28 protein-coding genes are annotated in these 22,080 nt (G+C 60.0%); 12 read left to right on the forward strand and 16 right to left on the reverse strand.

Annotated elements, in window-relative coordinates:
• Positions 1–446: 446 nt before the first annotated feature.
• From tcyN to CYR32_RS21480, 8 genes are all read right to left on the reverse strand, one after another.
• Positions 447–1,202 (reverse strand): L-cystine ABC transporter ATP-binding protein TcyN, encoded by a 756-nt coding sequence (gene tcyN, locus CYR32_RS16685; RefSeq protein ID WP_101826286.1) that lies wholly within the window; start codon positions 1,200–1,202, stop codon positions 447–449.
• Between the two features lie 2 nt (positions 1,203–1,204).
• Positions 1,205–1,867, reverse strand: a complete 663-nt coding sequence (gene tcyL / locus CYR32_RS16690) for a cystine ABC transporter permease (protein ID WP_101826287.1) — start codon at positions 1,865–1,867, stop codon at positions 1,205–1,207.
• 72 nt (positions 1,868–1,939) lie between these two features.
• Entirely contained in the window at positions 1,940–2,737 is a 798-nt protein-coding gene (tcyJ, locus tag CYR32_RS16695; RefSeq protein WP_101826288.1) for a cystine ABC transporter substrate-binding protein, read from the reverse strand.
• Between the two features lie 113 nt (positions 2,738–2,850).
• The gene (locus CYR32_RS16700; RefSeq protein ID WP_241523850.1) at positions 2,851–3,855 is read right to left on the reverse strand and encodes a D-cysteine desulfhydrase; all 1,005 of its coding nucleotides are present in this window, start codon (positions 3,853–3,855) and stop codon (positions 2,851–2,853) included.
• Positions 3,856–4,073: 218 nt separating this feature from the next.
• On the reverse strand, positions 4,074–4,586 hold the full coding sequence (fliZ, locus tag CYR32_RS16705) for a flagella biosynthesis regulatory protein FliZ (protein ID WP_072928540.1): 513 nt from the start codon (positions 4,584–4,586) through the stop codon (positions 4,074–4,076).
• A 75-nt stretch (positions 4,587–4,661) separates the two neighbouring features.
• A complete protein-coding gene (locus CYR32_RS16710) occupies positions 4,662–5,384 on the reverse strand; it encodes an RNA polymerase sigma factor FliA (protein ID WP_072928539.1) in 723 nt (240 codons plus the stop codon).
• Positions 5,385–5,665: 281 nt separating this feature from the next.
• Complete coding sequence (locus tag CYR32_RS16715; protein ID WP_101826289.1) at positions 5,666–6,490, reverse strand: flagellin N-terminal helical domain-containing protein; 825 nt, start codon at positions 6,488–6,490, stop codon at positions 5,666–5,668.
• A gap of 109 nt (positions 6,491–6,599) precedes the next feature.
• Positions 6,600–6,902: a hypothetical protein gene (locus CYR32_RS21480; RefSeq protein WP_146000716.1), complete on the reverse strand. Its 303-nt coding sequence runs from the start codon at positions 6,900–6,902 to the stop codon at positions 6,600–6,602.
• A 117-nt stretch (positions 6,903–7,019) separates the two neighbouring features.
• Between CYR32_RS21480 and fliD the strand changes: the two genes are divergently transcribed.
• From fliD to CYR32_RS16745, 6 genes are all read left to right on the forward strand, one after another.
• Complete coding sequence (fliD, locus tag CYR32_RS16720; RefSeq protein WP_101826290.1) at positions 7,020–8,459, forward strand: flagellar filament capping protein FliD; 1,440 nt, start codon at positions 7,020–7,022, stop codon at positions 8,457–8,459.
• Between the two features lie 9 nt (positions 8,460–8,468).
• The gene (gene fliS / locus CYR32_RS16725) at positions 8,469–8,879 is read left to right on the forward strand and encodes a flagellar export chaperone FliS (RefSeq protein ID WP_101826291.1); all 411 of its coding nucleotides are present in this window, start codon (positions 8,469–8,471) and stop codon (positions 8,877–8,879) included.
• Positions 8,876–9,244, forward strand: a complete 369-nt coding sequence (fliT, locus tag CYR32_RS16730) for a flagella biosynthesis regulatory protein FliT (protein WP_241523845.1) — start codon at positions 8,876–8,878, stop codon at positions 9,242–9,244. Before fliS ends, fliT begins: the two co-directional genes overlap by 4 nt.
• A gap of 104 nt (positions 9,245–9,348) precedes the next feature.
• On the forward strand, positions 9,349–10,188 hold the full coding sequence (locus tag CYR32_RS16735; protein WP_146000717.1) for a helix-turn-helix transcriptional regulator: 840 nt from the start codon (positions 9,349–9,351) through the stop codon (positions 10,186–10,188).
• A gap of 160 nt (positions 10,189–10,348) precedes the next feature.
• Entirely contained in the window at positions 10,349–11,998 is a 1,650-nt protein-coding gene (locus CYR32_RS16740) for a glycosyltransferase family protein (RefSeq protein WP_101826293.1), read from the forward strand.
• A 224-nt stretch (positions 11,999–12,222) separates the two neighbouring features.
• Positions 12,223–13,236, forward strand: a complete 1,014-nt coding sequence (locus CYR32_RS16745; RefSeq protein WP_165698264.1) for an acyltransferase — start codon at positions 12,223–12,225, stop codon at positions 13,234–13,236.
• 96 nt (positions 13,237–13,332) lie between these two features.
• Here the strand turns inward: CYR32_RS16745 and CYR32_RS16750 are convergent, their stop codons facing one another.
• Positions 13,333–13,557: a YgdI/YgdR family lipoprotein gene (locus CYR32_RS16750; RefSeq protein WP_101826295.1), complete on the reverse strand. Its 225-nt coding sequence runs from the start codon at positions 13,555–13,557 to the stop codon at positions 13,333–13,335.
• A gap of 211 nt (positions 13,558–13,768) precedes the next feature.
• Between CYR32_RS16750 and CYR32_RS16755 the strand changes: the two genes are divergently transcribed.
• Positions 13,769–14,035: a sigma-S stabilization anti-adapter protein IraP gene (locus CYR32_RS16755; RefSeq protein WP_101826296.1), complete on the forward strand. Its 267-nt coding sequence runs from the start codon at positions 13,769–13,771 to the stop codon at positions 14,033–14,035.
• 463 nt (positions 14,036–14,498) lie between these two features.
• The gene (locus CYR32_RS16760; protein WP_241523846.1) at positions 14,499–14,759 is read left to right on the forward strand and encodes a biofilm/acid-resistance regulator YmgB/AriR; all 261 of its coding nucleotides are present in this window, start codon (positions 14,499–14,501) and stop codon (positions 14,757–14,759) included.
• Between the two features lie 54 nt (positions 14,760–14,813).
• On the opposite strand, the gene CYR32_RS16765 is transcribed toward CYR32_RS16760, so the two are convergent.
• The 7 genes from CYR32_RS16765 to fliE form a co-directional block, all read right to left on the reverse strand.
• On the reverse strand, positions 14,814–15,017 hold the full coding sequence (locus CYR32_RS16765) for a hypothetical protein (RefSeq protein WP_241523847.1): 204 nt from the start codon (positions 15,015–15,017) through the stop codon (positions 14,814–14,816).
• 119 nt (positions 15,018–15,136) lie between these two features.
• Positions 15,137–15,271 (reverse strand): hypothetical protein, encoded by a 135-nt coding sequence (locus CYR32_RS21905; RefSeq protein WP_241523848.1) that lies wholly within the window; start codon positions 15,269–15,271, stop codon positions 15,137–15,139.
• A gap of 175 nt (positions 15,272–15,446) precedes the next feature.
• Positions 15,447–15,632 carry a hypothetical protein gene (locus tag CYR32_RS16770; RefSeq protein WP_101826298.1) on the reverse strand — a complete coding sequence of 62 codons (186 nt, stop codon included), beginning with the start codon at positions 15,630–15,632 and terminating at the stop codon, positions 15,447–15,449.
• A 74-nt stretch (positions 15,633–15,706) separates the two neighbouring features.
• Positions 15,707–15,907 (reverse strand): hypothetical protein, encoded by a 201-nt coding sequence (locus CYR32_RS16775; RefSeq protein ID WP_146000718.1) that lies wholly within the window; start codon positions 15,905–15,907, stop codon positions 15,707–15,709.
• 154 nt (positions 15,908–16,061) lie between these two features.
• The gene (locus tag CYR32_RS16780) at positions 16,062–16,244 is read right to left on the reverse strand and encodes a hypothetical protein (RefSeq protein WP_101826300.1); all 183 of its coding nucleotides are present in this window, start codon (positions 16,242–16,244) and stop codon (positions 16,062–16,064) included.
• Positions 16,234–16,389 (reverse strand): hypothetical protein, encoded by a 156-nt coding sequence (locus tag CYR32_RS21715; RefSeq protein WP_165698265.1) that lies wholly within the window; start codon positions 16,387–16,389, stop codon positions 16,234–16,236. Before CYR32_RS21715 ends, CYR32_RS16780 begins: the two co-directional genes overlap by 11 nt.
• A gap of 292 nt (positions 16,390–16,681) precedes the next feature.
• Positions 16,682–16,996 carry a flagellar hook-basal body complex protein FliE gene (fliE, locus tag CYR32_RS16785; RefSeq protein ID WP_101826301.1) on the reverse strand — a complete coding sequence of 105 codons (315 nt, stop codon included), beginning with the start codon at positions 16,994–16,996 and terminating at the stop codon, positions 16,682–16,684.
• A 296-nt stretch (positions 16,997–17,292) separates the two neighbouring features.
• Between fliE and fliF the strand changes: the two genes are divergently transcribed.
• The 4 genes from fliF to fliI are packed head-to-tail and all read left to right on the forward strand — an operon-like array spanning position 17,293 to position 22,055.
• Positions 17,293–19,011, forward strand: a complete 1,719-nt coding sequence (fliF, locus tag CYR32_RS16790) for a flagellar basal-body MS-ring/collar protein FliF (protein ID WP_101826302.1) — start codon at positions 17,293–17,295, stop codon at positions 19,009–19,011.
• Positions 19,008–20,000 (forward strand): flagellar motor switch protein FliG, encoded by a 993-nt coding sequence (gene fliG / locus CYR32_RS16795; RefSeq protein ID WP_101826303.1) that lies wholly within the window; start codon positions 19,008–19,010, stop codon positions 19,998–20,000. The genes fliF and fliG overlap by 4 nt, the downstream gene beginning before the upstream one ends.
• On the forward strand, positions 19,993–20,691 hold the full coding sequence (gene fliH, locus CYR32_RS16800; protein ID WP_101826304.1) for a flagellar assembly protein FliH: 699 nt from the start codon (positions 19,993–19,995) through the stop codon (positions 20,689–20,691). The genes fliG and fliH overlap by 8 nt, the downstream gene beginning before the upstream one ends.
• Positions 20,688–22,055 carry a flagellar protein export ATPase FliI gene (gene fliI, locus CYR32_RS16805; RefSeq protein ID WP_101826305.1) on the forward strand — a complete coding sequence of 456 codons (1,368 nt, stop codon included), beginning with the start codon at positions 20,688–20,690 and terminating at the stop codon, positions 22,053–22,055. Before fliH ends, fliI begins: the two co-directional genes overlap by 4 nt.
• The last annotated feature ends 25 nt before the right edge of the window (positions 22,056–22,080 follow it).

The raw sequence follows: 22,080 nt of genomic DNA on the forward strand, positions 1-22,080 counted from the left end.
GCGGGTGACCCTCATTGCGCCTCCGGGCTTTTCGGGCCGGTACAGACACGCTCCCAGCGTGGCTGTACCTCTCGCGGACGTCCTGTCCGCTCACCCGGCCCTGCGGCTCCATTCGGCAATGATTTTTACGCCCCTACCACTTCTGCAAATCATCAGGTATGTAAGGAAAGAATAGATGGGGATATTTGTATGCCCTGTGTGCTCGCCCGGCCCTGCGGCTCTATTCGGCAATAATTTTTACGCTTCCATCTCCTCTGCAAGCCTGCGGGTATGTAAGGAAATGGTGGGGGCATTTTTATGATGGGTCGATGGATCGATGTTGCCCTGCGACTTCGCTCAGCAAGGATGTTTATGCCCTGTCTGGCTGCACGTTATTAGGGAGGCAGAAAATTTGAGAAGAAAACGCAAAGAAGAATAAAGGTGCGGGGTGACCGCACCTTTTGGGGTCAGGCCTGGTTCAGGAATTTGTCCAGGAACTGGCGGGTACGGGCGTGCTGGGGGTTGGTGAACAGCGCTTTGGCCGGGCCCTGTTCGACAATGCGGCCGTTGTCCATAAAGATGGCGCGGTCGGCGACGTCGCGGGCGAAGCTCATCTCGTGGGTGACGATCACCATCGTGCGGTGCTCCTGCGCCAGCGCGCGGATGGTGCTCAGCACCTCGCCGACCAGCTCCGGGTCGAGGGCGGAGGTCGGTTCGTCGAACAGGATCACCTCCGGGCGCATCGCCAGCGCGCGGGCGATCGCCACACGCTGCTGCTGGCCGCCGGAGAGGCGGCGCGGGTAGGCGTTCTCCTTACCGCTCAGCCCTACCTTCGCCAGCAGCTCGCGGGCGCGCTGCTCCGCCTCGGCGCGCTTCTCGCCCTTCACAAACACCGGCCCCTCAATAATATTCTCCAGCACCGAACGGTGCGGGAACAGATTAAAGTTCTGGAACACGAAGCCGACCTGCTGGCGCAGCGCGCGCACCTTCTGCTTCTGCCGGCTCAGCGGCTGGCTGCCGTCAATGGTGATCTTCCCCACGCTGATGGTGCCGCCGTCCGGCACCTCCAGCAGGTTGATACTGCGCAACAGCGTCGTCTTACCGGAACCGCTCGGCCCGATAATCGCCACCACCTCGCCGGCATTCACCGACAGGTCAATCCCGTGCAGCACCGTATTGCCCTTAAAGGCTTTGGTCAGGTTTTTTACGTCAATGGTACTCATACTTACTCCTGATCCTGTCGGTTAACACGGGCTTCAAGGCGGTTTTGCAACGCCGACAACACCGTCGCCAGTACCCAGTACACCAGCGAGGCGGCCAGATACATGGTAAACACCTCAAACGTGCGCGAGGTGATCAGCTGCGCCTGGCGGAACAGCTCCGGCACCTGAATGGTCGCCGCCAGCGACGTGTCTTTCACCAGGCTGATAAAACTGTTGCCCAGCGGCGGCAGCGCCGTCCGCGCCGCCTGCGGCAGGATCACCCGGCGCAGCGTCTGCCACGGTGTCATACCGATACTGGCCGCGGCCTCCCACTGCCCTTTTTCAATCGATGAAATTGCCGCGCGCAGCGTCTCTGAGGTATAGGCCGCGGTATTCAGCGACAGGCCAATCAGCGCCGCGGGCATCGGGTCCAGCTCAATGCCGAACTGCGGCAGGCCGTAATAGATCATAAACAGCTGGGCGATCAGCGGTGTGCCGCGGAAAATGGAGACATAAATCCGGGAGAGCCAGGCCAGCGGCCAGAAACGCGAAAGGCGCATCAGCGCCAGCACAAACCCCAGGAACAGGCCAAAGGCCATACCGCCAATACTGAGCTGAAGGGTAAACAGGGTACCCTTCAATAAAAAGGGTGCTGAATCCAGCACCAGTTGAATACTTTCTTGCATCTGTCGAACCCTGTCGGCGCACCGCGCCGGAGGTGAAAATGGGCCGGTGGGGATGCCCACCGGCGCGAGGGGTTATTTGGTGACGTCAGCACCGAACCATTTTTCAGAGATTTTCTTCAGCGAGCCATCCTGCTGCATGTCGGCAATCGCCTTGTCTACCGCGGCCAGCATCTGCGGGTTGCCTTTGCGCAGCGCCACACCCGCCTCCTGGTGGGAGAAGGCCGGGCCGGCCACGGCCATCGCGTCACCGGTTTTCTTCACCAGATCCAGCGCCGCCAGGCGGTCGACCAGAATCGCATCCACGCGGCCGAAGCGCAGATCCTGGTATTTGGTCGGGTCGTCGTCATAGGTGCGGACGTCCACGCCTTTCACGTTCTCACGCACCCACTGCTCGTAGTTGGTGCCGAGGCCGACGCCCACTTTCTTGCCGGAGAGGTCATCCGGCTTGGTGATGCTGCCCTCGTTACCCTTTTTGGTCAGCGCCTGAATACCGGACACGGTGTACGGGGTGGAGAAGTCATACTTCTTCTTGCGCTCATCGGAGATCGTCACCTGGTTGATTACCACGTCGATGCGTTTGGAATCCAGCGAGGCGAGCATCCCGTCCCACTTGGTGGGTGACAGTTTGGCTTTCACGCCCAGGTGCTGGGCCAGCGCCTCGGCAAACTCCACTTCAAAGCCGGTGAGTTTGCCGTCTTCCCCCTGGAAGCTGAACGGCGGATAGGTGCCTTCCAGGCCCACCACCAGCGTGCCGCGCTGTTTGACCTGGTCAAGCTGGTCGGCGGCGAAGGTGTTGCTGACCACCCCGCCGGTCAGGGAAACGGCCATCATGCCCATCAGTAAATGACGACGAAATACGGAAACGCCCATACATACCCCTTCTTATTGTTCACTTTTTTGATGTCAGAATGTTATCACTCAGTACACCGGTTAACAGGAATAGATAATCCTATCGATAGACTGAAAAGTTATAGCCAAGCCTGTCACATTTGCGGCGGATAGGCAAACAGCGCCGGGGCACCGCCGGTATGCACGAACAGGATCGGCCCCGGCGCAAAGCGTTTGCGCTCCAGCCCGTCGATCAACCCGGCCATCGCTTTGCCGGTGTAGACCGGGTCAAGCAGAATGCCCTCCTGCGCCGCCAGCAGTTTGATGGCGTCCATCCCCTCTTCGCTCGGCACGCCGTAACGCGGGCCGAAGTAGTCATCCCAGAGGGTCACCGGCGCGGGGGCCTCGCCCAGCGACAGCAGCGCCGCGACCTCCTGTTGCAGCGCGGCCACTTTCGGCTGCTGCTCCTCTGCCTTGCGCGACACCGTTACGCCGATCAGCGCGCTCTCCGGCAGCAGTTGCTGCAAACCCACGGCCAGCCCGGCATGGGTGCCGGCGCTGCCGGAGGCCACCACTACGCTGCTGAACGCCACCTGCTGCGCCTGCTGGGCAATCTCCAGCGCGCACTGGATATACCCCAGCGCCCCCAGGCCATTGGAGCCGCCCACCGGGATCACATAGGGCCGGAAGCCCTGCGCCTCAAGCCTCTCCGCCTGCTCGCGCAGCTGGGCCTGCGGGTCGTGCAGCGCGTCGCACATCACCACTTCGGTATTGAACAGATCGAGCAGCAGGCGGTTGCCGTTGTGCTGGTAGTTGTCGCCGGGGTGGTAATGGTCAGCGGCGGCGGCCGCGCCGAACGGGCTTTCCAGCAGCGCCACACAGTGCAGCCCGAGCCGGGCGGCCACCGCCGCCGTCTGGCGCACATGGTTGGACTGGATCGCCCCGGCGGTGACCAGGGTGTCCGCCCCCTGGCGCAACGCCTCCGCCGCCAGGAACTCCAGCTTGCGCAGCTTGTTGCCGCCCAGCGCCAGCGGCGTGAGGTCATCCCTTTTCATGTAAATCTCATGGCCGAGATAGTCGGAGAGACGGTCGAGCCGCTCCAGCGGCGTGGCGGAACCGACCAGATCGAGGCGCGGCACCGCGGCCAGCTGCTCGGTCAGGTAACGGTAAGATGGTGTATTCGGTTGTTGGCTCACCTAATTCCCCTCAGGAAGGCGCAGAGATTCAACCTATAGATCTAGCAGATGTTTATGGGAGATTCATCAATTGCACGCCAGGATCGCGTGCGGCAGGGGAAATTAAGGCGCATAAAAACAAAAATGCGCCCCGGTCACAAGGTGACGGGGGCGCATCCGGTTATCGGTGGGCATCGGCCTGCTCAGCGCGGCTGGCTTTGCCAGGCCAGGTACTGGTCATATTTCCGCAGGGCGATGCGGTAGTTGTTATGGCCCGCGTCCGGCAGATCCTCAATGATCCGCTGGTGGATGCTGTTGCCTTTGATGCGGTCACGCGGGTAGTTGCAGGCGCTCAGCATCTCATCCAGGCGGCGCAGGCGCACCACGTACTCACGCACCGTGCTGTGGCTCATCTCGGTCTGCTCAAACAGGTATTGCTTGAACGCTTTGATGTCAAAATACTCAGGGTTGCTGTTGCAGGAGATCTCACTGCAAAAACGGCACAGCGCCATCAGCTCATTTTGCAGCTTCAGCCAGACCTGATCGTCGATCAGCTGATCCATGCCCGCAATGGCCTCTTTATTAATAATTTGCCCACGGAACACCAGCGCCATGCGGTCAAGCTGCTTGGTGCATTGGGAACAGTGAGTCTGGCTGTGTTTGTAATCTTTAAGATAGCGGCTCAGCGGCCGTTTTTTTACAGATGTGCCTGGCATATAAAAATTCCGCTAATGTGATTTTTTATTAAGGGGCGGAACTCTGAAGAGGGTGCCTGCCGGGCAGGCACGCTATTAGTGATCGGCATTAAGTCTGGCTCGCAAGCGCTTGATAGCCTGACTGTGCAGCTGGCTGACGCGGGATTCCCCCACCTCAAGCACGGCCCCGATCTCCTTCAGGTTCAGCTCTTCCTGGTAATACAGTGTTAACACCATTTTTTCGCGTTCGGGCAGTGCCTCGATCGCATCCATCACCCGTTGGCGGAGGCTGCCCTCCAGCAGATGGTGCAATGGGTTGCTCTCTTCGTGGCCTTCTGTCAGTGTCTCCGCACTGTCGCCGTGCTCTTCACGCCACTCGTCATACGAAAACAGCTGGCTATTGTTGGTGTCCATCAGGATCTGACGGTACTCCTCCAGCGGGATGGCCAGCGTCTGCGCCACTTCACTCTCCGTGGGCGGGCGGCCGAGCAGCTGTTCAGCCTGCTGCATGGCCACCGACACTTCGCGCGCATTGCGGCGCACGCTGCGGGGTGCCCAGTCGCGGCTGCGCAGTTCATCCAACATGGCCCCACGGATGCGTTGCACCGCGTAGGTGGTAAAAGCCGTTCCCTGTAGCGCATCGTAGCGGTCAACCGCATTCAGCAGCCCAATGCCCCCTGCCTGGAGCAGGTCATCCAGCTCAACGCTGGCGGGCAGCCGCACCTGGAGGCGCAGGGCTTCATGGCGGACAAGCGGAACATAACGCTGCCACAGAGTATTCTTGTCGATGACGCCTTCGGCGTTATACAAATCGCTCACTGTCAAAACCTGGCATGGGATGGGGTTAACGCTATTATCCCCGGACCCAGGCGAAGTAATCGGCAGAACAAACCGTAAAAAGGGTGGCTATTTGTTTTATGTCGGCCAGGCTTTTTCTTTTTTTCCCTAAGATAAATCCGAATCGCGGCCGATACTTTACACGACATTCACGCCGTTGTACTGCCAAACAACCTGAACCAACGAAAAATTTAACTTAAGTATTACCACTGGCTAAAATAAACCCCGCCGGAGCGGGGTTCGGGACTGACCAGGATGCGGGATTAACGCAGCAGGGACAGAACGCCCTGAGGAACCTGGTTCGCCTGGGACAGAACAGACGTACCAGCCTGCTGCAGGATCTGTGCGCGGCTCATGTTGGACACTTCGGTCGCGTAGTCAGCATCCTGAATACGGGACTGAGCGGCGCTCAGGTTGGTCACGGTGTTGTTGATGTTGTTAACAGTGGACTCGAAACGGTTCTGAACCGCACCCAGGCCGCTACGTGCTTTGTCGACGGTGCTGATCGCGGTGTCGATGGTAGCCAGCTCGGTGCCGCCCAGGTTTTTCAGGTCGATGGACGCTACGCCCAGGGTAGTGGTGTCAGCTTTTGCACCGCTCAGGTCCAGGTCGATGGTCTGGCCGTCGTCAGCGCCAACCTGGATTTTTACCACGCCAGCAGTACCGGCGGTGCCGTCCAGCAGGTTGGTGCCGTTGAAAGAGGTCTGGCTGGCAACGCGGTTGATTTCAGACAGACGTGCAGTCACTTCATCCTGCAGGGAAGCCAGGTCGCTGTCGCTGTTGGTGCCGTTCGCTGCCTGTACGGTCAGTTCACGAACACGCTGCAAGTTGGTGTTGATCTCGTTCAGCGCGCCTTCAGCGGTCTGCGCCATGGAGATGCCGTCGTTGGCGTTACGGGCAGCCTGGGTCAGGCCTTTGATGTTAGAGGTGAAGCGGTTGGAGATTGCTTGACCTGCTGCATCGTCTTTTGCACTGTTGATACGCAGACCAGATGACAGACGCTCGATAGCGGTGCCCAGAGCGGCCTGAGATTTGTTCAGGTTGTTCTGAGTAGTCAGGGACATCAGGTTAGTATTGATAACTGACATAGTGGTATTCCTTAATCGCAAATTAGGTTTAGGTTTGAGCGTGTTGCTCACGGCGTCTCTCACCGTCCTAAAATTTATCGGCGCGTTATGGGGGAACTTTAAAAGAAATTTAAAAAATAGAGTAAGATTTTGATATTAAAGGGAAAGTAATTTTAAACTCTCTTTCTGGCGGAGTAAAACAGCGGGGTAATGGCTGAAAATCAGCCGGCTTCTTTATTTCCCTTCCCTGATTTCTTCGCTTTGGTTTTCCTTTTCTTCTCTCTTTACGCCTCTCTCTCTCTTTTCTTATGTTTCTCCCTGCCCCCGCATTATCCGCTTCCTTCTTTTCCCTGCTTCCGTTATAACGCCACATTATCCCAGCCCATGCAGCGGCGCAGCGTGCCGCACCTGCGCAGGCTGAGACTATCGTCACAATACCCCCTATTCTCCCGCCCTATTCCACGCATTATTTTTTTTGCCTTTCCGTAAACTTTTATGCATCCGGGCCGATACCTGCTTTCAGGTACATACTCAACATTAAGGAATCACTATGTCGTCTACGACGATCAGTAACCTGGGGGTAGGATCGGGCCTCGACCTCAGCACCTTATATACGTCCCTTGAAACCGCTGAGCAATCGAAGCTGACCACCATCACTACCCAGCAGAGCAGCTACAACAGCCAGCTCAGTGCCTACGGCAAGCTGCAAAGTTCGATGACCAGCCTGCAGACAGCCACCGCGGCGTTGACCAAAACCACCGCCTTTAACAGCACCACCGTCAGCAGCACCAATACCGCGTTTACCGCCACCACCGACAGCACCGCCAACACCGGCAGCTATTCGGTCTCGGTGACGCAGATCGCCAAGGCGCAGTCCCTGCTCTCCGGCTCGGTGAGCAGCAACACCGCGCAGCTCGGCACCAGCGGTGCCACCCGTACCCTGACCATCACCCAGGCGGGCAACGACACACCGCTGAGCATCAGCCTCGCTGACGCGGACACCAGCCTGACCGGCATCGCCAACGCGATTAACAAAAGCGGCGGCGACGTCTCCGCCAGCATCATCAAAGCGAACGACGGCGACTACCGCCTGATGCTCAGCTCCAAATCCACCGGCACTGACTACGACATGACGGTCAGCGTCAGCGGTGATGATGCCCTGCAGGCGGTGATCGGCTATACCGCAGGCGGCAGCAGCAACGGCATGACCCAGCAGGTGCAGTCGCAGAACGCCAAGCTGACGGTCAACGGCGTGGCGATTGAGCGCAGCAGCAATACCATTACCGATGCGCCGACAGGCGTGACGTTGCAGCTGAAAGCCGCCAGTGTTTCCGGTGCCTCTGAACAGCTGGAGGTCACCCGTGCGACGGACGACACCAAAGCCGCCATCAACGCCTGGGTGAAAGCCTATAACTCGCTGCAGAGCACCATCGCCACCGTCACCAAATACACCAAAGTAGAGACCGGTGAAGACCAGTCCACCAGCAACGGTGCCCTGCTCGGCGACAGCAACGTGCGCAGCATCCAGTCCCAGTTGCGCAGCCAGCTGACTACCGTCCAGAGCGGCAGCCTGGCGATCATGGCGCAGCTCGGCATTACCCAGGACCCGTCCATCGGCTCTGACGGCTCCACCGGCAACCTGCTGGTCGATGACACCAAACTCACCGCCGCGCTGGCCAACAACCCGCAGGGCGTGACCGATTACTTCATCGGCGACGGCAAAACCACCGGTTTCGCCACGGTGATGAACAATACCCTGACGGACATGCTGAGCACAGCCACCGGCAAAGAGGGCGTGATCAAGAACGCCACCGACGGCATCAACAGCACGCTGAAGACCCTGAGCCAGCGTTATGACGACATGAGTGACAGCATTGATGCCACCATGGCGCGCTATAAGGCCCAGTTCACCCAACTGGATACCCTTATTTCCAAACTTAACAACACAGCCAGTTACCTGACGCAGCAGTTCAGCACGTCAAGTTCATAAGGACGATCTATGTATCCTCGTTCGGGAGCGCACACTTACCAGCAGGTCAGCCTGGAAAGCGGCGTCATGAGTGCCAGCCCGCACCAGTTAGTGGTCATGCTGTTTGACGGGGCGCAAAGCGCCCTGGTCAGGGCAAAGATTTTCATGGAGCAGGGGGACATCGCCAACAAAGGCAATGCGATCTCCAAGGCGATCAACATTATTGACAGCGGCCTGCGCGCCGGGCTTGACCGTGAGCAGAACGGCGAGCTGGTTGATAATCTGGACAACCTCTATGAATACATGAGCCGCCGCCTGTTACAGGCGAACCTGAATAATGACCTGCAGGCTCTCGAAGAGGTTTCCGCGCTGTTGGATAACATCGCCGATGCCTGGCGCCAGATTGGCCCCCACTATCAACCCTCTCAGGACGTGAAATGATGGATCGTCACCCGCACCTTATTACCGCATACCAACAGATTCTGACCCTCAGCGGGCAGATGCTCGTCCTGGCCCGCCAGGAGCAGTGGCAGGAACTCGTTGAGCTGGAGATCAGTTACGCCAAGGCGGTTGAATACACCGCCGCCCTGCCCGTGAATGACGGCGTGCCTGATCAGGTGCAGGAGACGATCCGCAGCATGCTGGCGCGCATTCTCGACAACGAGGGCCAGGTCAAACAGCTGCTCAACGCCCGCATGGATAAACTGGCCGAGCTTATCGGCAACACCGGCCGCAAAAAAGATCTGCACCACGCCTACGGCAAATTTGACGGGCGACGCACCATGCTCCAGGGTGACCCGCAGTAAACTGCCCGACCTGCCCCGGCAGGCGGACGTTTTCCCGCGTGCCGGCAACGCTTGCCGGCCCCCTGTGCCGGATGCGGCCGCCCACAGCCCCACTCTGAACATTTATGGAACGGACAATTCACTCTTACCCCGGCGTCGGTATGGCCGGGCATCTTATTCAGCACAGCGCCCTGTGTGTGCCGGGCATTTACGTCAGCCGCCCCTGTGTGATCTATGTCACGCAGGGCTATAACGTGTTGCGCCTCCAGGGGCGTGAGTTGCTGGTCCGGGAGGGGGAGATGCTGGCGCTGAACGGCGGCCAGACGATGGACGTCTACAACGGCCTCGATGAGAAAGGGGTCTATGCCAGCAAGGCGATCGCCTGTGACCCGGCGCTGCTGGCGGATTTCGGCCGGGCGCACACCCCGCTGCTGCCCCTGGTGGACGCGGCGGCAGTGATCCCCGATCCGGCCGGCCAGTTTACCCGGGCGTTTGACACCTTCTTCGATGCGCTGACCGAGGCACCGCCGCTGCCGGCTGCCATCGCCCGCCACCGCATGCAGGAGCAGATCCTCTGGCTGGCGCAGCACGGCGTGCGCCTGCACACCAAACCCCCGGAGACGCTCAGCCAGCAGGTGCGCGAACTGCTGCTCACCGACATCGCCCACGCCTGGCCGGCCGCCACGGTGGCAGAGCGGCTGGAGATGAATGAGGTGATGCTGCGCCGCCGGCTGGCGGCAGAAGCGGAAGTGTTGCGCAATATCATCGCCGATACCCGCATGACCCACGCCCTGCACCTGTTGCAAAACACCGACGCCGCCATTGCCGTGATTGCGCAGAGTGTGGGCTACGAGAGCGGTTCGCGCTTTGCCGAACGTTTCCGCAAACGCTTCGGCTTTCTGCCCACCGCCATCCGCGGCCACCAGCGGCAGATCACCTTTCCCGCCTGCGGCCTGACCGGCTGATCACGCCGGGGATGGAATGCACTGCACAAAATAAGAATATGTGCCCCTGCCCCCATAGCGCAGGACAGCAAAAGCCCTTATCGTTTATCCGCCCGGCCTGACACAGCGCAGCGGGCAGGCACCGCAGGCAGCGGCATCCGGCGTGAGAAAGGGCAACATCATGGGTACAGAAAAGGGTCTGCGCCGCACCGCACTGGCGGTGATGGCAATCATTGTGCTGCTGCCGCTGTTCAGCGCGGGGATCTGGTACGGGCATGACTGGGAAGCGCACCTGCTGCGCATGACCTCACTGAACCAGGCGCTGGCCCACGGCCAGTTCCCCCCGCTGTTCGACTACTGGAACCCCAACCAGTACGGCTACTCCTGGCAGATGTTCTACCCGCCGCTGAGTTCACTGCTGTTTTTGCTGGCGCGCGGGCTGACTTTCGGCCTCGCCTCCGACATCTTACAGATGAAACTGGTGTTCGCCTTTATCCTGGCAATTGGCTTCGGCAGCGCCTGCTACGCCGGGAAACGCGAGCACAACAGCCTCCGCGCAGGCCTGCTGTGCGGGCTGCTGTTCATCACTTCCGCCTATTTCCTCAATAATCTCTATGTGCGCTTCGCCGTGGGCGAGTGCCTGGCAATGGCGGTGATGCCGCTGTTTGTGCGCGGCTGCAGCTCGCTTATCAGTGACCGGCGTGACAGCCGGCTGATCCCGCTTGCTGCCTCCCTGATCCTGCTCTCCAACATTCCCAGCGTGATTGTCAGTCTGATCTTTTTCCTGCTGTTCGCCGCGCTGAATGCCCGGGCGCTGTTCACCCGCCGGAACCTGCTGTTCCTGGCGCGCTCGGTGCTGCTGATCCTGGCGCTGACCTGCCTCTACTGGGGGCCGCTGCTCTACCATATGCTCTATTCTGAGGTGTACGCCTTTAAGGGGATGCTGTTCAGCTACCGGCATATGGACCGCTACAAAAGCGACCTGCTGCAGACGCTGCTCGGCGTGCCCAGCCACTACGGGCTGACCCAGCACGGCACCTACTCCGCCCCCGGCCTGCCGCTGCTGCTGCTTAGCCTGGCGGCGCTGCTGATGCCGGTGGCCCGCCGCGGCAAAACCCTGCTGCTGTGTGGGCTGGTGATGGTGCTGCTGACCACCAACCTGGTGAACTGGAACTGGCTGCCCGCCCATACCCCGCTTATCAACATCATGCAGTTCTCCTGGCGGCTGCTGATGTGCGCCTGTGCGCTGCTGGCGCTCTATGCGGTGGTGCCGTTGCAGTGGCTGCTGGCCCACCGGCGCGGGGCGGCAGCGCTGATGCTGGCCGCCCTGCTGGCTGCCGCCGGGTTGCCGGTAAAAAGTGCCCTTGACCAGCCGCTGCCTGAATTCCAGACCACGCGCCTCTATGCGGATTACCTCAATACCCGCGCCATGCAGGGCAATACCTATGACCTGCTGGCCGCGCAGACGTTGCCGCCGACGGCGCGCGACCACCTGCTGCAGACGCCGGGCGGCTACCTCAACGGCTACCCGACGTTCCATGTCTCCGCCCCGGCCCCGGCGCTCTACACCCTGCCCTATGTGATGTACGCCGGGTACACCCTGATCGTGGACGGCCAGAGCGTCGCCCCGGTGCCGCTGGACGACGGCTTTATGGGCGTGCGCCTGTTGCCGGGTGAACATACGGTGACGCTCAGCTACCAGACGCTGATTGTGATCGTCCCGGCGCTGATCTCGCTCTCGACCCTGCTGGTGATGGTCTGCCTCTGGCTGCGCAAACGGCTGCACCGGCCGCTGTTCTTTATGCGCCCGCCGGGGCACCTGCCGGAATAAGGCAGCAGGCGGTCTGGGGAGGATCGCCTTCGCTTATTCACTCAGGGCGGCAGGCCTCATCCCGCCTTGTTATGATTTACTGCCGTCAGATACAGCATGGGAATGGCCGGCTGTTAACAGCGATCAGCTTTTCACGTCGCCCTAACGTAAATTTGTTGATAATAATATTTCCATATTGTAAAGATGATGTTAATCACCCTTATCATCAGGTCATGCAAGGACGTATGGAGAGAAACTTTAACCTTAATGTGATGCGCGCTGTCGCCATTGGTGCGGTGGTCCTGATTCATGGCTCAATGAATACCTTTTACATGGCCCCGGTTGACAGCGTCGCCTGGAATATCACTAACCTCTGTTATTCGCTCTCCCGCTTTTGTGTGCCGCTGTTTTTTATGATTTCCGCCTTTCTGTTGATCAAAGAGAATATGGATATCGGCACCTTTGTTCGCCGCCGCCTGGCAAGGATTGCCCTGCCGCTGCTGGCCTGGAGCATTATTTACGGGCTGCTTAACGGAGAGGATATTTTTAGCCGGCACTGGCTGGTGGATGTGGTCATTAACCATTATGCGTTGGTGCCGCTGTGGTTTTTATATGCGTTGATCGGCCTCTACCTGCTAATGCCGCTGATCTCCCTGATCTACTATAAAGGCGGCCGCGCCTTCTGCCTGTTCTATGCCCTGTTAACGTTTTTGTTCTCCTGCACCTTTCCGTTTCTCAGTGCGGCCTACAACATCAATATCAGTTTTGTCGGCAATATGGCGCTGAATAATTTTAATGCCTTCGTGATATTCCTGTTCCTGCCGCTGTTGATTAAAGATATCCGCTTTACGCCGTCGCGGGGCTGGCTGGCCGCGGGCCTGTTTATGCTGGCGGTCATCGTGATGTTTACCGGCACCCGCTCCATGTCACTGGCGGCCCATGCCGCGCGCGAAACCTATTACGCCTACACCTACCCGCCGACGGTGGTGGCCTCTGCCGCACTTTTCTACCTGATGCTGAATATGCGCCTTACCTTCAGTGACCGGGTAAAACGCGGGCTGACGTCAGTCGCCGGGTGCTCATTCGGCATCTACCTGGCGCATATGGTGGTCTATATGGCGATCGCGCGGCTGATTAACGTCAACGAGAAATTAATCTGGCCCTTCGCCTCCCTGCTGTTCTCCGGGGTGATGTTTGCCGTCACTTATCTGGCCGTGCGCTATTTACGTACCCTGCCCTATATCCGGGCGCTGTTATAAACCGGCAGGCAATAAAAAACCCCGCATCAGCGGGGTTGACTTTCTGCTCCACTGAAAAACCCTGTTTGCACAGGGTTTTTATGGAGGCAGTCGATGTCAGTTTTTAATTTCCTGCATCTGCTTCACGGTATTCTGGTTAATTTGCTGTTTGTTGCCCCAGGCATCCTTATAGCTGATCATGCCGGTTGACGTATCGGTTTTGGGTTTACCGTCGCTGACGATGGTGCGGCCATCAATGGTGTGGATGGCGTAATTGCTGCTGGCACAGCCGGACAGCAGAGCAGAAAGAATAACCGCAGAAGCCACAATGACTTTTTTCATAACTCACTCCTTTTTGTTAAGAACATTTCAAGAATAGTGCAAATCATCCTGTCAGCAAGTGGACCGCATTTTTGGCTACTTCCCTGTGCTTTGGCAGCCTTTTGCGATTTGTGAGGATAAACACATCAATTGATTAAAATTTCACTATCGCCTTTAGGAATTCCCGCATTACTATGAGCGCGCTAACGATCCCTTATTGTGTGGAGACATTATGAAAGCGTTAATAGCGGAACTGCTTGTTAAACTGGCGGAAAATGATGTGGCCTCAAAAGAGACGCTGATTCAGGTAGAGGCATTGCAGATTGCGGTTACCGCACTGATGAACGCGCTGGATGCGCAGACCCGGGCGACGATCTCAAAACAGGTCAATAAAGCGCTGGATCTCGCGTCTGAAGATTCCGGCACCAACCCGGACGATCTGATTAAATTGCGCGCCTGCCTCTATGAACTGATTGACCAGCCGCGCATCGATCCATGACAGCCGCCTGCCTTTCTGCCAGGGGCCGGGCGTAGTGGTCGCCACACGATCTCCCCCTTTCCGGCCCCGCGTTCAGGGCGGTGCCGGAAAGGGTTCCTCCCGGTTCTTACCCCCCTTTTCCCGCCCCGTTTTTTGCCTCCGGAAAGCCGCCCGGGCCGCCGCCCGAAAAGCTGCCTTTGAAATACACCTCATACCACACAAAAAACTCAGCCCAAAGTTACGCAAAATCTCCAGCGTTGTATAAGTTTATCGGGGAGCAGGGAACGCTTGCCTGTCATAACGATTACGGATGCATGTTTTGCCTCTGACGGTGGGGTTTTCACTTTCAGAGGTCTTTTTTTATTTTGGCACCCGTTTACACCACACCATGATGCGCCGCCCCCCGGTTCCGCATGACGGAACGGGCAGCAGGCGCACAGCATCATGCACCGCACTATGCATAACACCATGTAAGGGAACAAAAATGAATAAACAACCTATCTCTGCGGAAAATGAAATTGCCCAATACTTTAACGCCCCGCCGGCCATGACAGCGGCGGAGTCTGAGGTCATCAACATGATTGTGGCGGAATTATTGAAAAGCCATGAGTTTGTGACGAATAAGGCGATCATTGCCAGCCTGATTGAGAAGCTGGAAACCGAGCATGACGTGGTCAAGCTGGATGTCTACCGCCATGCGCTGGAGGCGATGATCCTGAAAGCCCCGGAGGAGACCTACGCCTGAATCAGAACGGGCGGCCATCACGGCCGCCCGTTATCCCTCTGCCTGTTGCGGCCGTCAGGCTGAGACTTTGCTCATCTGCATCAGTTCATCCAGCCGCTGGGCCATCTCGCGGATATTCTTCCTCAGGTCGGCGTCTGCTTCCGTGGCCGTGGCACCCTTGCCGGTGACCTCAAACGCATAGCCCGTTTCCCGGCAGGTGGCGGCATACCGGTAGTCGCCCGGTGCCTCGCTTTTTTTCTCAATCTCTAATGACATCATGGTTCTCCTTGTGGCGTTACCCTTAAAGATAGCAGACGCATTGCGGCCGGCAGATGAAAAAGCCCGGCCGGAACCGGGCAGCAAAAAACCGCCCGCAGGCGGTTTTATACAGAGAAGGGCTAGACGTCTTCCGGGGTTTCAGGCACATCCTCATCATCGCCTAAAGGATCATCCTCATAGGGAATTTCATCAGGCGTTTCAGGAACCATATCATCATCCGGCAGGGGATCAATTTCATCAGGACGTTCGGACATAACTACCTCCAGGCCCGACATGGGCATAGGAAGTATAGGCAACCTGCCGGCGGCCGATCGGGTGTACATCACATCCTGGTGAACTATTCTTCAGCCGGGCTAACCACTCCGCCTGCGGGTGCGGCGGCCACAAAAAAACCGCCCGCAGGCGGCTTTTATACAGCAGAACCCGACGCTATTTAGAGTCTGATTCATAAGGATCTTCTTCATCATCGGTGCTGTCGTCACGCTTTCTCGGGATCTCGCCCTCTTTGTTCACCAGATCATCCTCTTCATAGGGATTGGGCGAACTGGGCGCGTCTTCCGGCAAGCCGTGGTGTTTGTTGGGGAATGGCGCGTTATGATCGGGATGTTCAGACATGGTGCTCTCCATTGACTCACGTAGTTGTCCGTTAAGTATAGAAGAGGTCTGCAGATTCAGCCCGCCGTGGCCCGTCAGCCTTTTTCACGCAGCTTATTGAGTACCACGTTATTTTTACGCCGCGCGCGTGCCTGGGGGTGCAGGTGGCGCATTACCCGCTGCTCCAGTTGCTGGTCACTCAGTTCCCGCCCACGCAGGGCATAGACCCAGCACACCAGCCGGAGGTAGGGGAAAAACCACCAGCTTACTCCCTGTTTAACACGCATTTTTGCCACTCCGCTACTCCTCACTCTGTCAGTATTACCCGTCGCTCCATGCTGAACGCCGTGCATTATTGCATAGGCCCGGGCGCCGGGAGTGTAACAGACAGCATTTTTTTCCGGCAGTTCAACCTGAATGCACATGCCGCCGCATGCCGCCGCGATGCGGTCAGCGCCTGCCGGCCACCTCCACGTAGTCGTACATCAGCTCGTGCGCCCGGCTCAGCAGCAGGTCCACCGCCATCGGCTGGTGGCCGCCGTCGCGGACCAGTTTCAGCGCTTCACAGAGGTGTTGCTGGGCCTGGGTCAGCGGGTGCAGGGGCTTTTTAAACGGGATGATTTCAGCGGCCATCTTTCTCTCCTAACTTTTGAATTGCCATGCAGACACAGGCCGTGCTCAGCCAGATTGTGCCGCAAATTAATGCGATGCCATTTTCAGAAACCATGGCGCTGCCGGTGATCAGCGCGCCGAGTGCGGCCAGAAAGTAGTGCATCATTGTCTCTCCGGGTCAGTGCATCCCTGGCGGCAGCGCGCCCCTGCGCGTTCCACCGCGCCGGCCCCGCCGTCTGAATACCCTGCGTCGACATCATCCCGGATCATCGCGTCTCTGTTACCTGCCTCGGTATGCATACCCTCACCTTCTCTCAACATTGAACTGAACACATTATCGGCAGCCGGGCCGGTAACCGTACCCAGATTGACAATATTGATGAAAATTCAGGCCATTCAGGAAGATAAGCCTGGAAAAAGGAGGGGGACGGTGCGGCGGCCTGCGCGGCCGCGCGCCGTTACATCTGCATGTTCATCACTTCCTGGTAGGCGGAGACCAGTTTGTTACGTACCTGTACGCCAAGTTGCAGCGACACAGAGGCCTTTTGCAGATCCACCATTACGTCATTGAGGCCGACGCCGGGCACGCCCAGCTCGAACTTCTCCGACTGGATGCGGGCGCTGTTCTGGATGTCACTGATTTTGCCCACGGCGGCTTTCAGCTCGCTGGCGAAGCCCGCCTGCTGCAACGGCGACGCCGCGGCCGGGCCGGTGGCCTGAAGTGCCGTGGCCTGCATCTGCTGCAGGACGCTTTGAATACCCTGGATTGCCATACGTTTCTCTCTGGTGTCCGCCCGCACCGGGTGGGCAGGCGGAACGCTATGCTTTTTGATGGCTGACACCCTATCACAGGGTTTTTCGGCTAAAGCGTCTAAATAGCTGCAAAAAACACGGCTTATTCAGCCATCGAAATTTCTGTCAACAGCAAATAATGGCCCACCTGAAAATTGGGACATTTCCTATTACCCGATCCAGTGCCTTTTGACGCGTCAACGCAAACCGCCAGGGAGTCCGTTTTGCAACTCTATACCATTACTCACATCCGTTTGCAGTGTAGCGAGGTGGCTTTATGAATGCCGCGACCGCGACCGGCGATAACCGTGAAAACGGCCTGAACGCGCTGTTTACCCGCCTGCGCGCCAATCCAAAAATTCCGTTGCTGGTTGCTGCCGCGGCCGCCGTGGCGATTGTCGTCGCCATGATGCTCTGGGCGCGCAGCCCGGATTACCGCGTCCTGTTCAGTAACCTGAATGACAAGGATGGCGGTGCCATCGTCACCCAGCTGACGCAGATGAACATCCCTTACCGCTTCGCCGACAATGGCGGCGCGCTGCTGGTGCCGGCAGAGAGCGTCTATGAGACGCGCCTGCGCCTGGCGCAGGCCGGGCTGCCCAAGGGCGGCGCGGTCGGCTTTGAACTGATGGATCAGGAGAAGTTCGGCATCAGCCAGTTCAGCGAGCAGCTCAACTACCAGCGTGGCCTGGAGGGCGAGCTGTCGCGCACCATTGAGACCCTCGGCCCGGTGCAGAGCGCACGCGTGCATCTGGCGATGCCGAAGCCTTCGCTGTTCGTGCGCGAGCAGAAATCCCCGTCCGCCTCGGTGACGCTGGCGCTGCAACCCGGCCGCGCGCTGGATGACGGCCAGATCAACGCCATCGTTTATATGGTCTCCAGCAGCGTCTCCGGCCTGCCGCCGGCCAGCGTGACCGTGGTGGACCAGAGCGGCCACCTGCTGACCCAGACCGAAGGCAGTGAGCGTTTCCTGAACGCCACCCAACTGAAATTCACCAATGAGCTGGAGTCCCGCTTCCAGCGCCGTATTGAGAACATCCTGGCCCCGATGGTGGGGGCGGCCAACGTCCATGCGCAGGTGACCGCGCAGATCGACTTCGCCGCGCGCGAGCAGACGGATGAGCAGTACAAGCCGAACGGCAACGCCGACGACGCCGCCATCCGTTCCCGCCAGCTGAGCACCAACGATCAGGTCGGCTCCGCAGTGGGCGGCGTGCCGGGCGCGCTCTCCAACCAGCCGGCCCCGGCCACCACCGCACCGATTGAGACCCCGGCAGCCAAGACGGCGGCCAACGGCAAGAATGCGGCGGCCAACAAACCTGCTGACACCGCGACCCGCAGCACCGCCACCACGGCGCGCGGCAGCGTCCCGGGCAGCAGCCGCCATGATGAGACCACCAACTACGAGCTGGACCGCACCATCCGCCACACCACCGAAAGCGCGGGCGGCGTGCAGCGCCTCTCCGTGGCGGTGGTGGTGAACTACGCCACCGGTGCCGACGGCAAGCAGAAAGCGCTGACCGACGCCCAGCTCAAGCAGATCAACGATCTGGTGCGTGAGGCGATGGGCTACTCCGCCGAGCGCGGCGACAGCCTGAACGTGGTCAACACGCCGTTTAACGACACACAGGATCTCCCGGCCGAGCTGCCGTTCTGGAAACAGCAGTCGTTCTTCGAGCAGTTGCTTAACGCCGGCCGTTACCTGCTGATTCTGATTGTCGCCTGGATCCTGTGGCGCAAGCTGGTCCGCCCGCAACTGCGTAAACAGCAGCAGGCTCAGGAAGCCGCCGTGGCCGCTGCCGCTGCTGCCCAGGCCACCTCCGCTGCCGAAAGTGCCCCGACGGCCAAACCGAGCAGTGATGAGCTGGCGCAGCGCAAGCGCTCCCAGCAACGCGTCAGCGTGGAAGTCCAGACCCAGCGCGTCCAGGAGCTGGCCGATAAAGAACCCCGCGTGGTCGCCCTGGTGATCCGCCAATGGATGAGTACTGAGCTATGAGTTTGTCCGGAACCGAAAAGAGCGCCGTGCTGTTGATGACGCTGGGTGAAGACCGCGCGGCGGAGGTGTTCAAGCACCTCTCCTCGCGCGAGGTACAGCAGCTGAGCAGCGCGATGGCGAACACCCACCACATCTCCACCAAGGTGCTGGCGGAAGTGCTCAACGAATTTGAGGTGGACGCCGAGCAGTACGCCGCCCTGAGCATCAACACCAATGACTACCTGCGCTCGGTGCTGATCAAGGCGCTGGGCGAAGAGCGTGCCTCCAGCCTGCTCGAGGACATCCTCGAGTCGCGTGAGACCACCACCGGCATGGAGACGCTCAACTATATGGAACCGCTGATGGCGGCCGACCTGATCCGCGACGAACACCCGCAGATCATCGCCACCATTATGGTGCACCTGAAGCGCGGCCAGGCGGCCGACATCCTGGCGCAGTTCGACGAACGCCTGCGCAACGATGTGATGCTGCGTATCGCCACTTTCGGCGGCGTGCAGCCGGCGGCGCTGGCGGAGCTGACGGAAGTGCTGAACAACCTGCTCGACGGCCAGAACCTCAAGCGCAGCAAGCTGGGCGGCGTGCGTACCGCGGCCGAGATCATCAACCTGATGAAAACCCAGCAGGAAGAGGCGGTCATGGACGCGATGCGCGGCTACGACGGCGAGCTGGCCCAGAAAATTGTCGACGAGATGTTCCTGTTCGAAAACCTGGTGCAGGTCGACGACCGCAGCATCCAGCGCCTGTTGCAGGAAGTGGACAACGAGTCGCTGCTGGTGGCACTGAAAGGTGCCGAACAGCCGCTGCGCGACAAGTTCCTCAACAATATGTCGCAGCGTGCGGCCGATATCCTGCGCGACGACCTGGCCAACCGCGGCCCGATGCGTATGTCGCAGGTCGAGGCCGAGCAGAAAGCGATCCTGCTGATTGTCCGCCGTCTGGCGGAAACCGGCGAAATGATGATTGGTGGTGGCGAGGATACCTATGTCTGATGCGCTGAACCGGCTGCCGTGGCAACCGTGGAAATTAAACGATCTCTCCCCTGCCCCGAAGCGCATGGAGCCGGCCTTCCAGGCCGCCTACGATGTGCTGGCGGAGCACGAGGAGCACGCCCGCCAGCACGAACTGGCCGGGTTGCGCCAGCAGGCGCAGCAGGAAGGGCACCAGCTCGGCTTCCAGCAGGGCAAACAGCAGGGCTATGACGCTGGCTTCCAGGCCGGTTATCAGGCCGGGCAGCAGCAGGGGCTGGAGGCGGCCCAGGCGCAGCAGCAGCCGCTGACCGACCAGTGGCAGGCGATGGTCACCGACTTCCAGCAGACGCTGGACTCGCTGGACAGCGTGATCGCCTCGCGCCTGATGCAGCTGGCGCTGACCGCGGCGAAGCAGATCCTCGGCCAGGCACCGCAGTGCGACGGTGCCGCCCTGCTCAGCCAGATCCAGCAGCTGATCCAGCAGGAGCCGATGTTCAGCGGCAAACCGCAGCTGCGGGTCAGCCCGCAGGATTATGACCGCGTCGAGCAGCAGCTCGGCGTGACGCTGAGCCTCAACGGCTGGCGGCTGGTGGCTGACCCGCAGATCCACCGCGGCGGCTGCAAAGTCAGTGCCGAAGATGGTGACCTCGACGCCTCGCTCGCCACGCGCTGGCAGGAACTCTGCCGCCTGGCGGCACCGGGGGAAGTATGACTGCCCGCTTAGGCCGCCTGCTGCACGCGCTGGATGATGCCGAACAGCGCATTACCCGCACCCCCGCCCTGCGCCGTTACGGCCGCCTGACCCGGGCGACCGGGCTGGTGCTGGAGGCGACCGGCCTCCAGCTGCCGCTGGGTGCCACCTGCATTATTGAGCGCACCGACGCCAACCATCAGGTGCAGGAAGTGGAGAGCGAAGTGGTGGGCTTTCAGGGGCAGCGCCTGTTCCTGATGCCGCTGGAAGAGGTCGAAGGCATCCTGCCCGGCGCACGCGTTTACGCCCGCCTGACGCCGGACGGCCAGAGCAGCGGCAAGCAGTTGCCGCTCGGCCCGCAGCTGCTCGGCCGGGTGCTGGACGGCGCGGCCAAACCGCTGGACGGCCTGCCGCCGCCGGAGACCGGCTTCCGCGCGCCGCTGATGACCGCCCCGGTCAACCCGCTGCTGCGTACCCCGATTGAGCAGGTGCTGGACGTCGGCGTGCGCGCCATCAACGCCCTGCTCACCGTGGGGCGCGGCCAGCGCATGGGCCTGTTCGCCGGTTCCGGCGTCGGCAAAAGCGTGCTGCTCGGCATGATGGCGCGCTACACCCAGGCCGATGTGATCGTGGTCGGGCTGATTGGCGAGCGTGGCCGCGAAGTCAAAGATTTCATTGAAAACATCCTCGGGGCGGAAGGCCGCGCCCGCTCGGTGGTGATCGCCGCCCCGGCTGACGTCTCGCCGCTGCTGCGGATGCAGGGCGCGGCTTACGCCACCCGCATCGCTGAAGATTTCCGCGACCGCGGCCAGCATGTGCTGCTGATCATGGACTCCCTGACCCGCTACGCGATGGCGCAGCGTGAAATCGCCCTGGCGATCGGCGAGCCGCCCGCCACCAAAGGCTACCCGCCTTCCGTCTTCGCCAAGCTGCCCGCACTGGTGGAGCGTGCCGGTAACGGCGTGGACGGCGGCGGCTCGATCACCGCCTTCTATACCGTACTGACCGAAGGCGATGACCAGCAGGACCCGATCGCCGACTCGGCACGCGCCATCCTCGACGGCCATGTGGTGCTGTCGCGCCGCCTGGCGGAGTCGGGCCACTACCCGGCGATCGACATTGAGGCCTCTATCAGCCGGGCGATGACCTCGCTGATTGATGACACCCACTACCGCCGGGTGCGCCAGTTCAAACAGATGCTGGCGAGCTACCAGCGCAACCGCGATCTGGTCAGCGTCGGGGCCTATGCCGCCGGCAGTGACCCGCTGCTCGACCGCGCCATCCGCCTCTACCCGCAGATGGAGGCGCTGTTGCAGCAGGGCATCCATGAGCAGAGCGACTTCACCGCCGCCTGCGACCACCTGACGACTCTGTTGCCGAACTGACCGGCAACCCGTTTTTCCCTGTGAG

The organism is Chimaeribacter coloradensis (assembly GCF_002858715.1).
Classification (GTDB): Bacteria; Pseudomonadota; Gammaproteobacteria; order Enterobacterales; family Enterobacteriaceae; genus Chimaeribacter; species Chimaeribacter coloradensis.

Coding starts and splice junctions, on each gene's coding strand:
- fliS (WP_101826291.1), top strand. CDS start 8,469: ATGTATCCTCGTTCGGGAGCGCACACTTACCAGCAGGTCAGCCTGGAA.
- CYR32_RS16745 (WP_165698264.1), top strand. CDS start 12,223: ATGGAGAGAAACTTTAACCTTAATGTGATGCGCGCTGTCGCCATTGGT.
- CYR32_RS21715 (WP_165698265.1), bottom strand. CDS start 16,389: ATGATGCACTACTTTCTGGCCGCACTCGGCGCGCTGATCACCGGCAGC.
- CYR32_RS16715 (WP_101826289.1), bottom strand. CDS start 6,490: ATGTCAGTTATCAATACTAACCTGATGTCCCTGACTACTCAGAACAAC.
- CYR32_RS16750 (WP_101826295.1), bottom strand. CDS start 13,557: ATGAAAAAAGTCATTGTGGCTTCTGCGGTTATTCTTTCTGCTCTGCTG.
- fliT (WP_241523845.1), top strand. CDS start 8,876: ATGATGGATCGTCACCCGCACCTTATTACCGCATACCAACAGATTCTG.
- fliI (WP_101826305.1), top strand. CDS start 20,688: ATGACTGCCCGCTTAGGCCGCCTGCTGCACGCGCTGGATGATGCCGAA.
- CYR32_RS16740 (WP_101826293.1), top strand. CDS start 10,349: ATGGGTACAGAAAAGGGTCTGCGCCGCACCGCACTGGCGGTGATGGCA.
- fliF (WP_101826302.1), top strand. CDS start 17,293: ATGAATGCCGCGACCGCGACCGGCGATAACCGTGAAAACGGCCTGAAC.
- fliD (WP_101826290.1), top strand. CDS start 7,020: ATGTCGTCTACGACGATCAGTAACCTGGGGGTAGGATCGGGCCTCGAC.
- tcyJ (WP_101826288.1), bottom strand. CDS start 2,737: ATGGGCGTTTCCGTATTTCGTCGTCATTTACTGATGGGCATGATGGCC.
- CYR32_RS16735 (WP_146000717.1), top strand. CDS start 9,349: ATGGAACGGACAATTCACTCTTACCCCGGCGTCGGTATGGCCGGGCAT.
- CYR32_RS16765 (WP_241523847.1), bottom strand. CDS start 15,017: ATGATGTCATTAGAGATTGAGAAAAAAAGCGAGGCACCGGGCGACTAC.
- fliH (WP_101826304.1), top strand. CDS start 19,993: ATGTCTGATGCGCTGAACCGGCTGCCGTGGCAACCGTGGAAATTAAAC.
- fliE (WP_101826301.1), bottom strand. CDS start 16,996: ATGGCAATCCAGGGTATTCAAAGCGTCCTGCAGCAGATGCAGGCCACG.
- tcyL (WP_101826287.1), bottom strand. CDS start 1,867: ATGCAAGAAAGTATTCAACTGGTGCTGGATTCAGCACCCTTTTTATTG.
- fliG (WP_101826303.1), top strand. CDS start 19,008: ATGAGTTTGTCCGGAACCGAAAAGAGCGCCGTGCTGTTGATGACGCTG.
- tcyN (WP_101826286.1), bottom strand. CDS start 1,202: ATGAGTACCATTGACGTAAAAAACCTGACCAAAGCCTTTAAGGGCAAT.
- fliZ (WP_072928540.1), bottom strand. CDS start 4,586: ATGCCAGGCACATCTGTAAAAAAACGGCCGCTGAGCCGCTATCTTAAA.
- CYR32_RS16770 (WP_101826298.1), bottom strand. CDS start 15,632: ATGTCTGAACATCCCGATCATAACGCGCCATTCCCCAACAAACACCAC.
- CYR32_RS16755 (WP_101826296.1), top strand. CDS start 13,769: ATGAAAGCGTTAATAGCGGAACTGCTTGTTAAACTGGCGGAAAATGAT.
- CYR32_RS16780 (WP_101826300.1), bottom strand. CDS start 16,244: ATGGCCGCTGAAATCATCCCGTTTAAAAAGCCCCTGCACCCGCTGACC.
- CYR32_RS16760 (WP_241523846.1), top strand. CDS start 14,499: ATGAATAAACAACCTATCTCTGCGGAAAATGAAATTGCCCAATACTTT.
- CYR32_RS21905 (WP_241523848.1), bottom strand. CDS start 15,271: ATGTCCGAACGTCCTGATGAAATTGATCCCCTGCCGGATGATGATATG.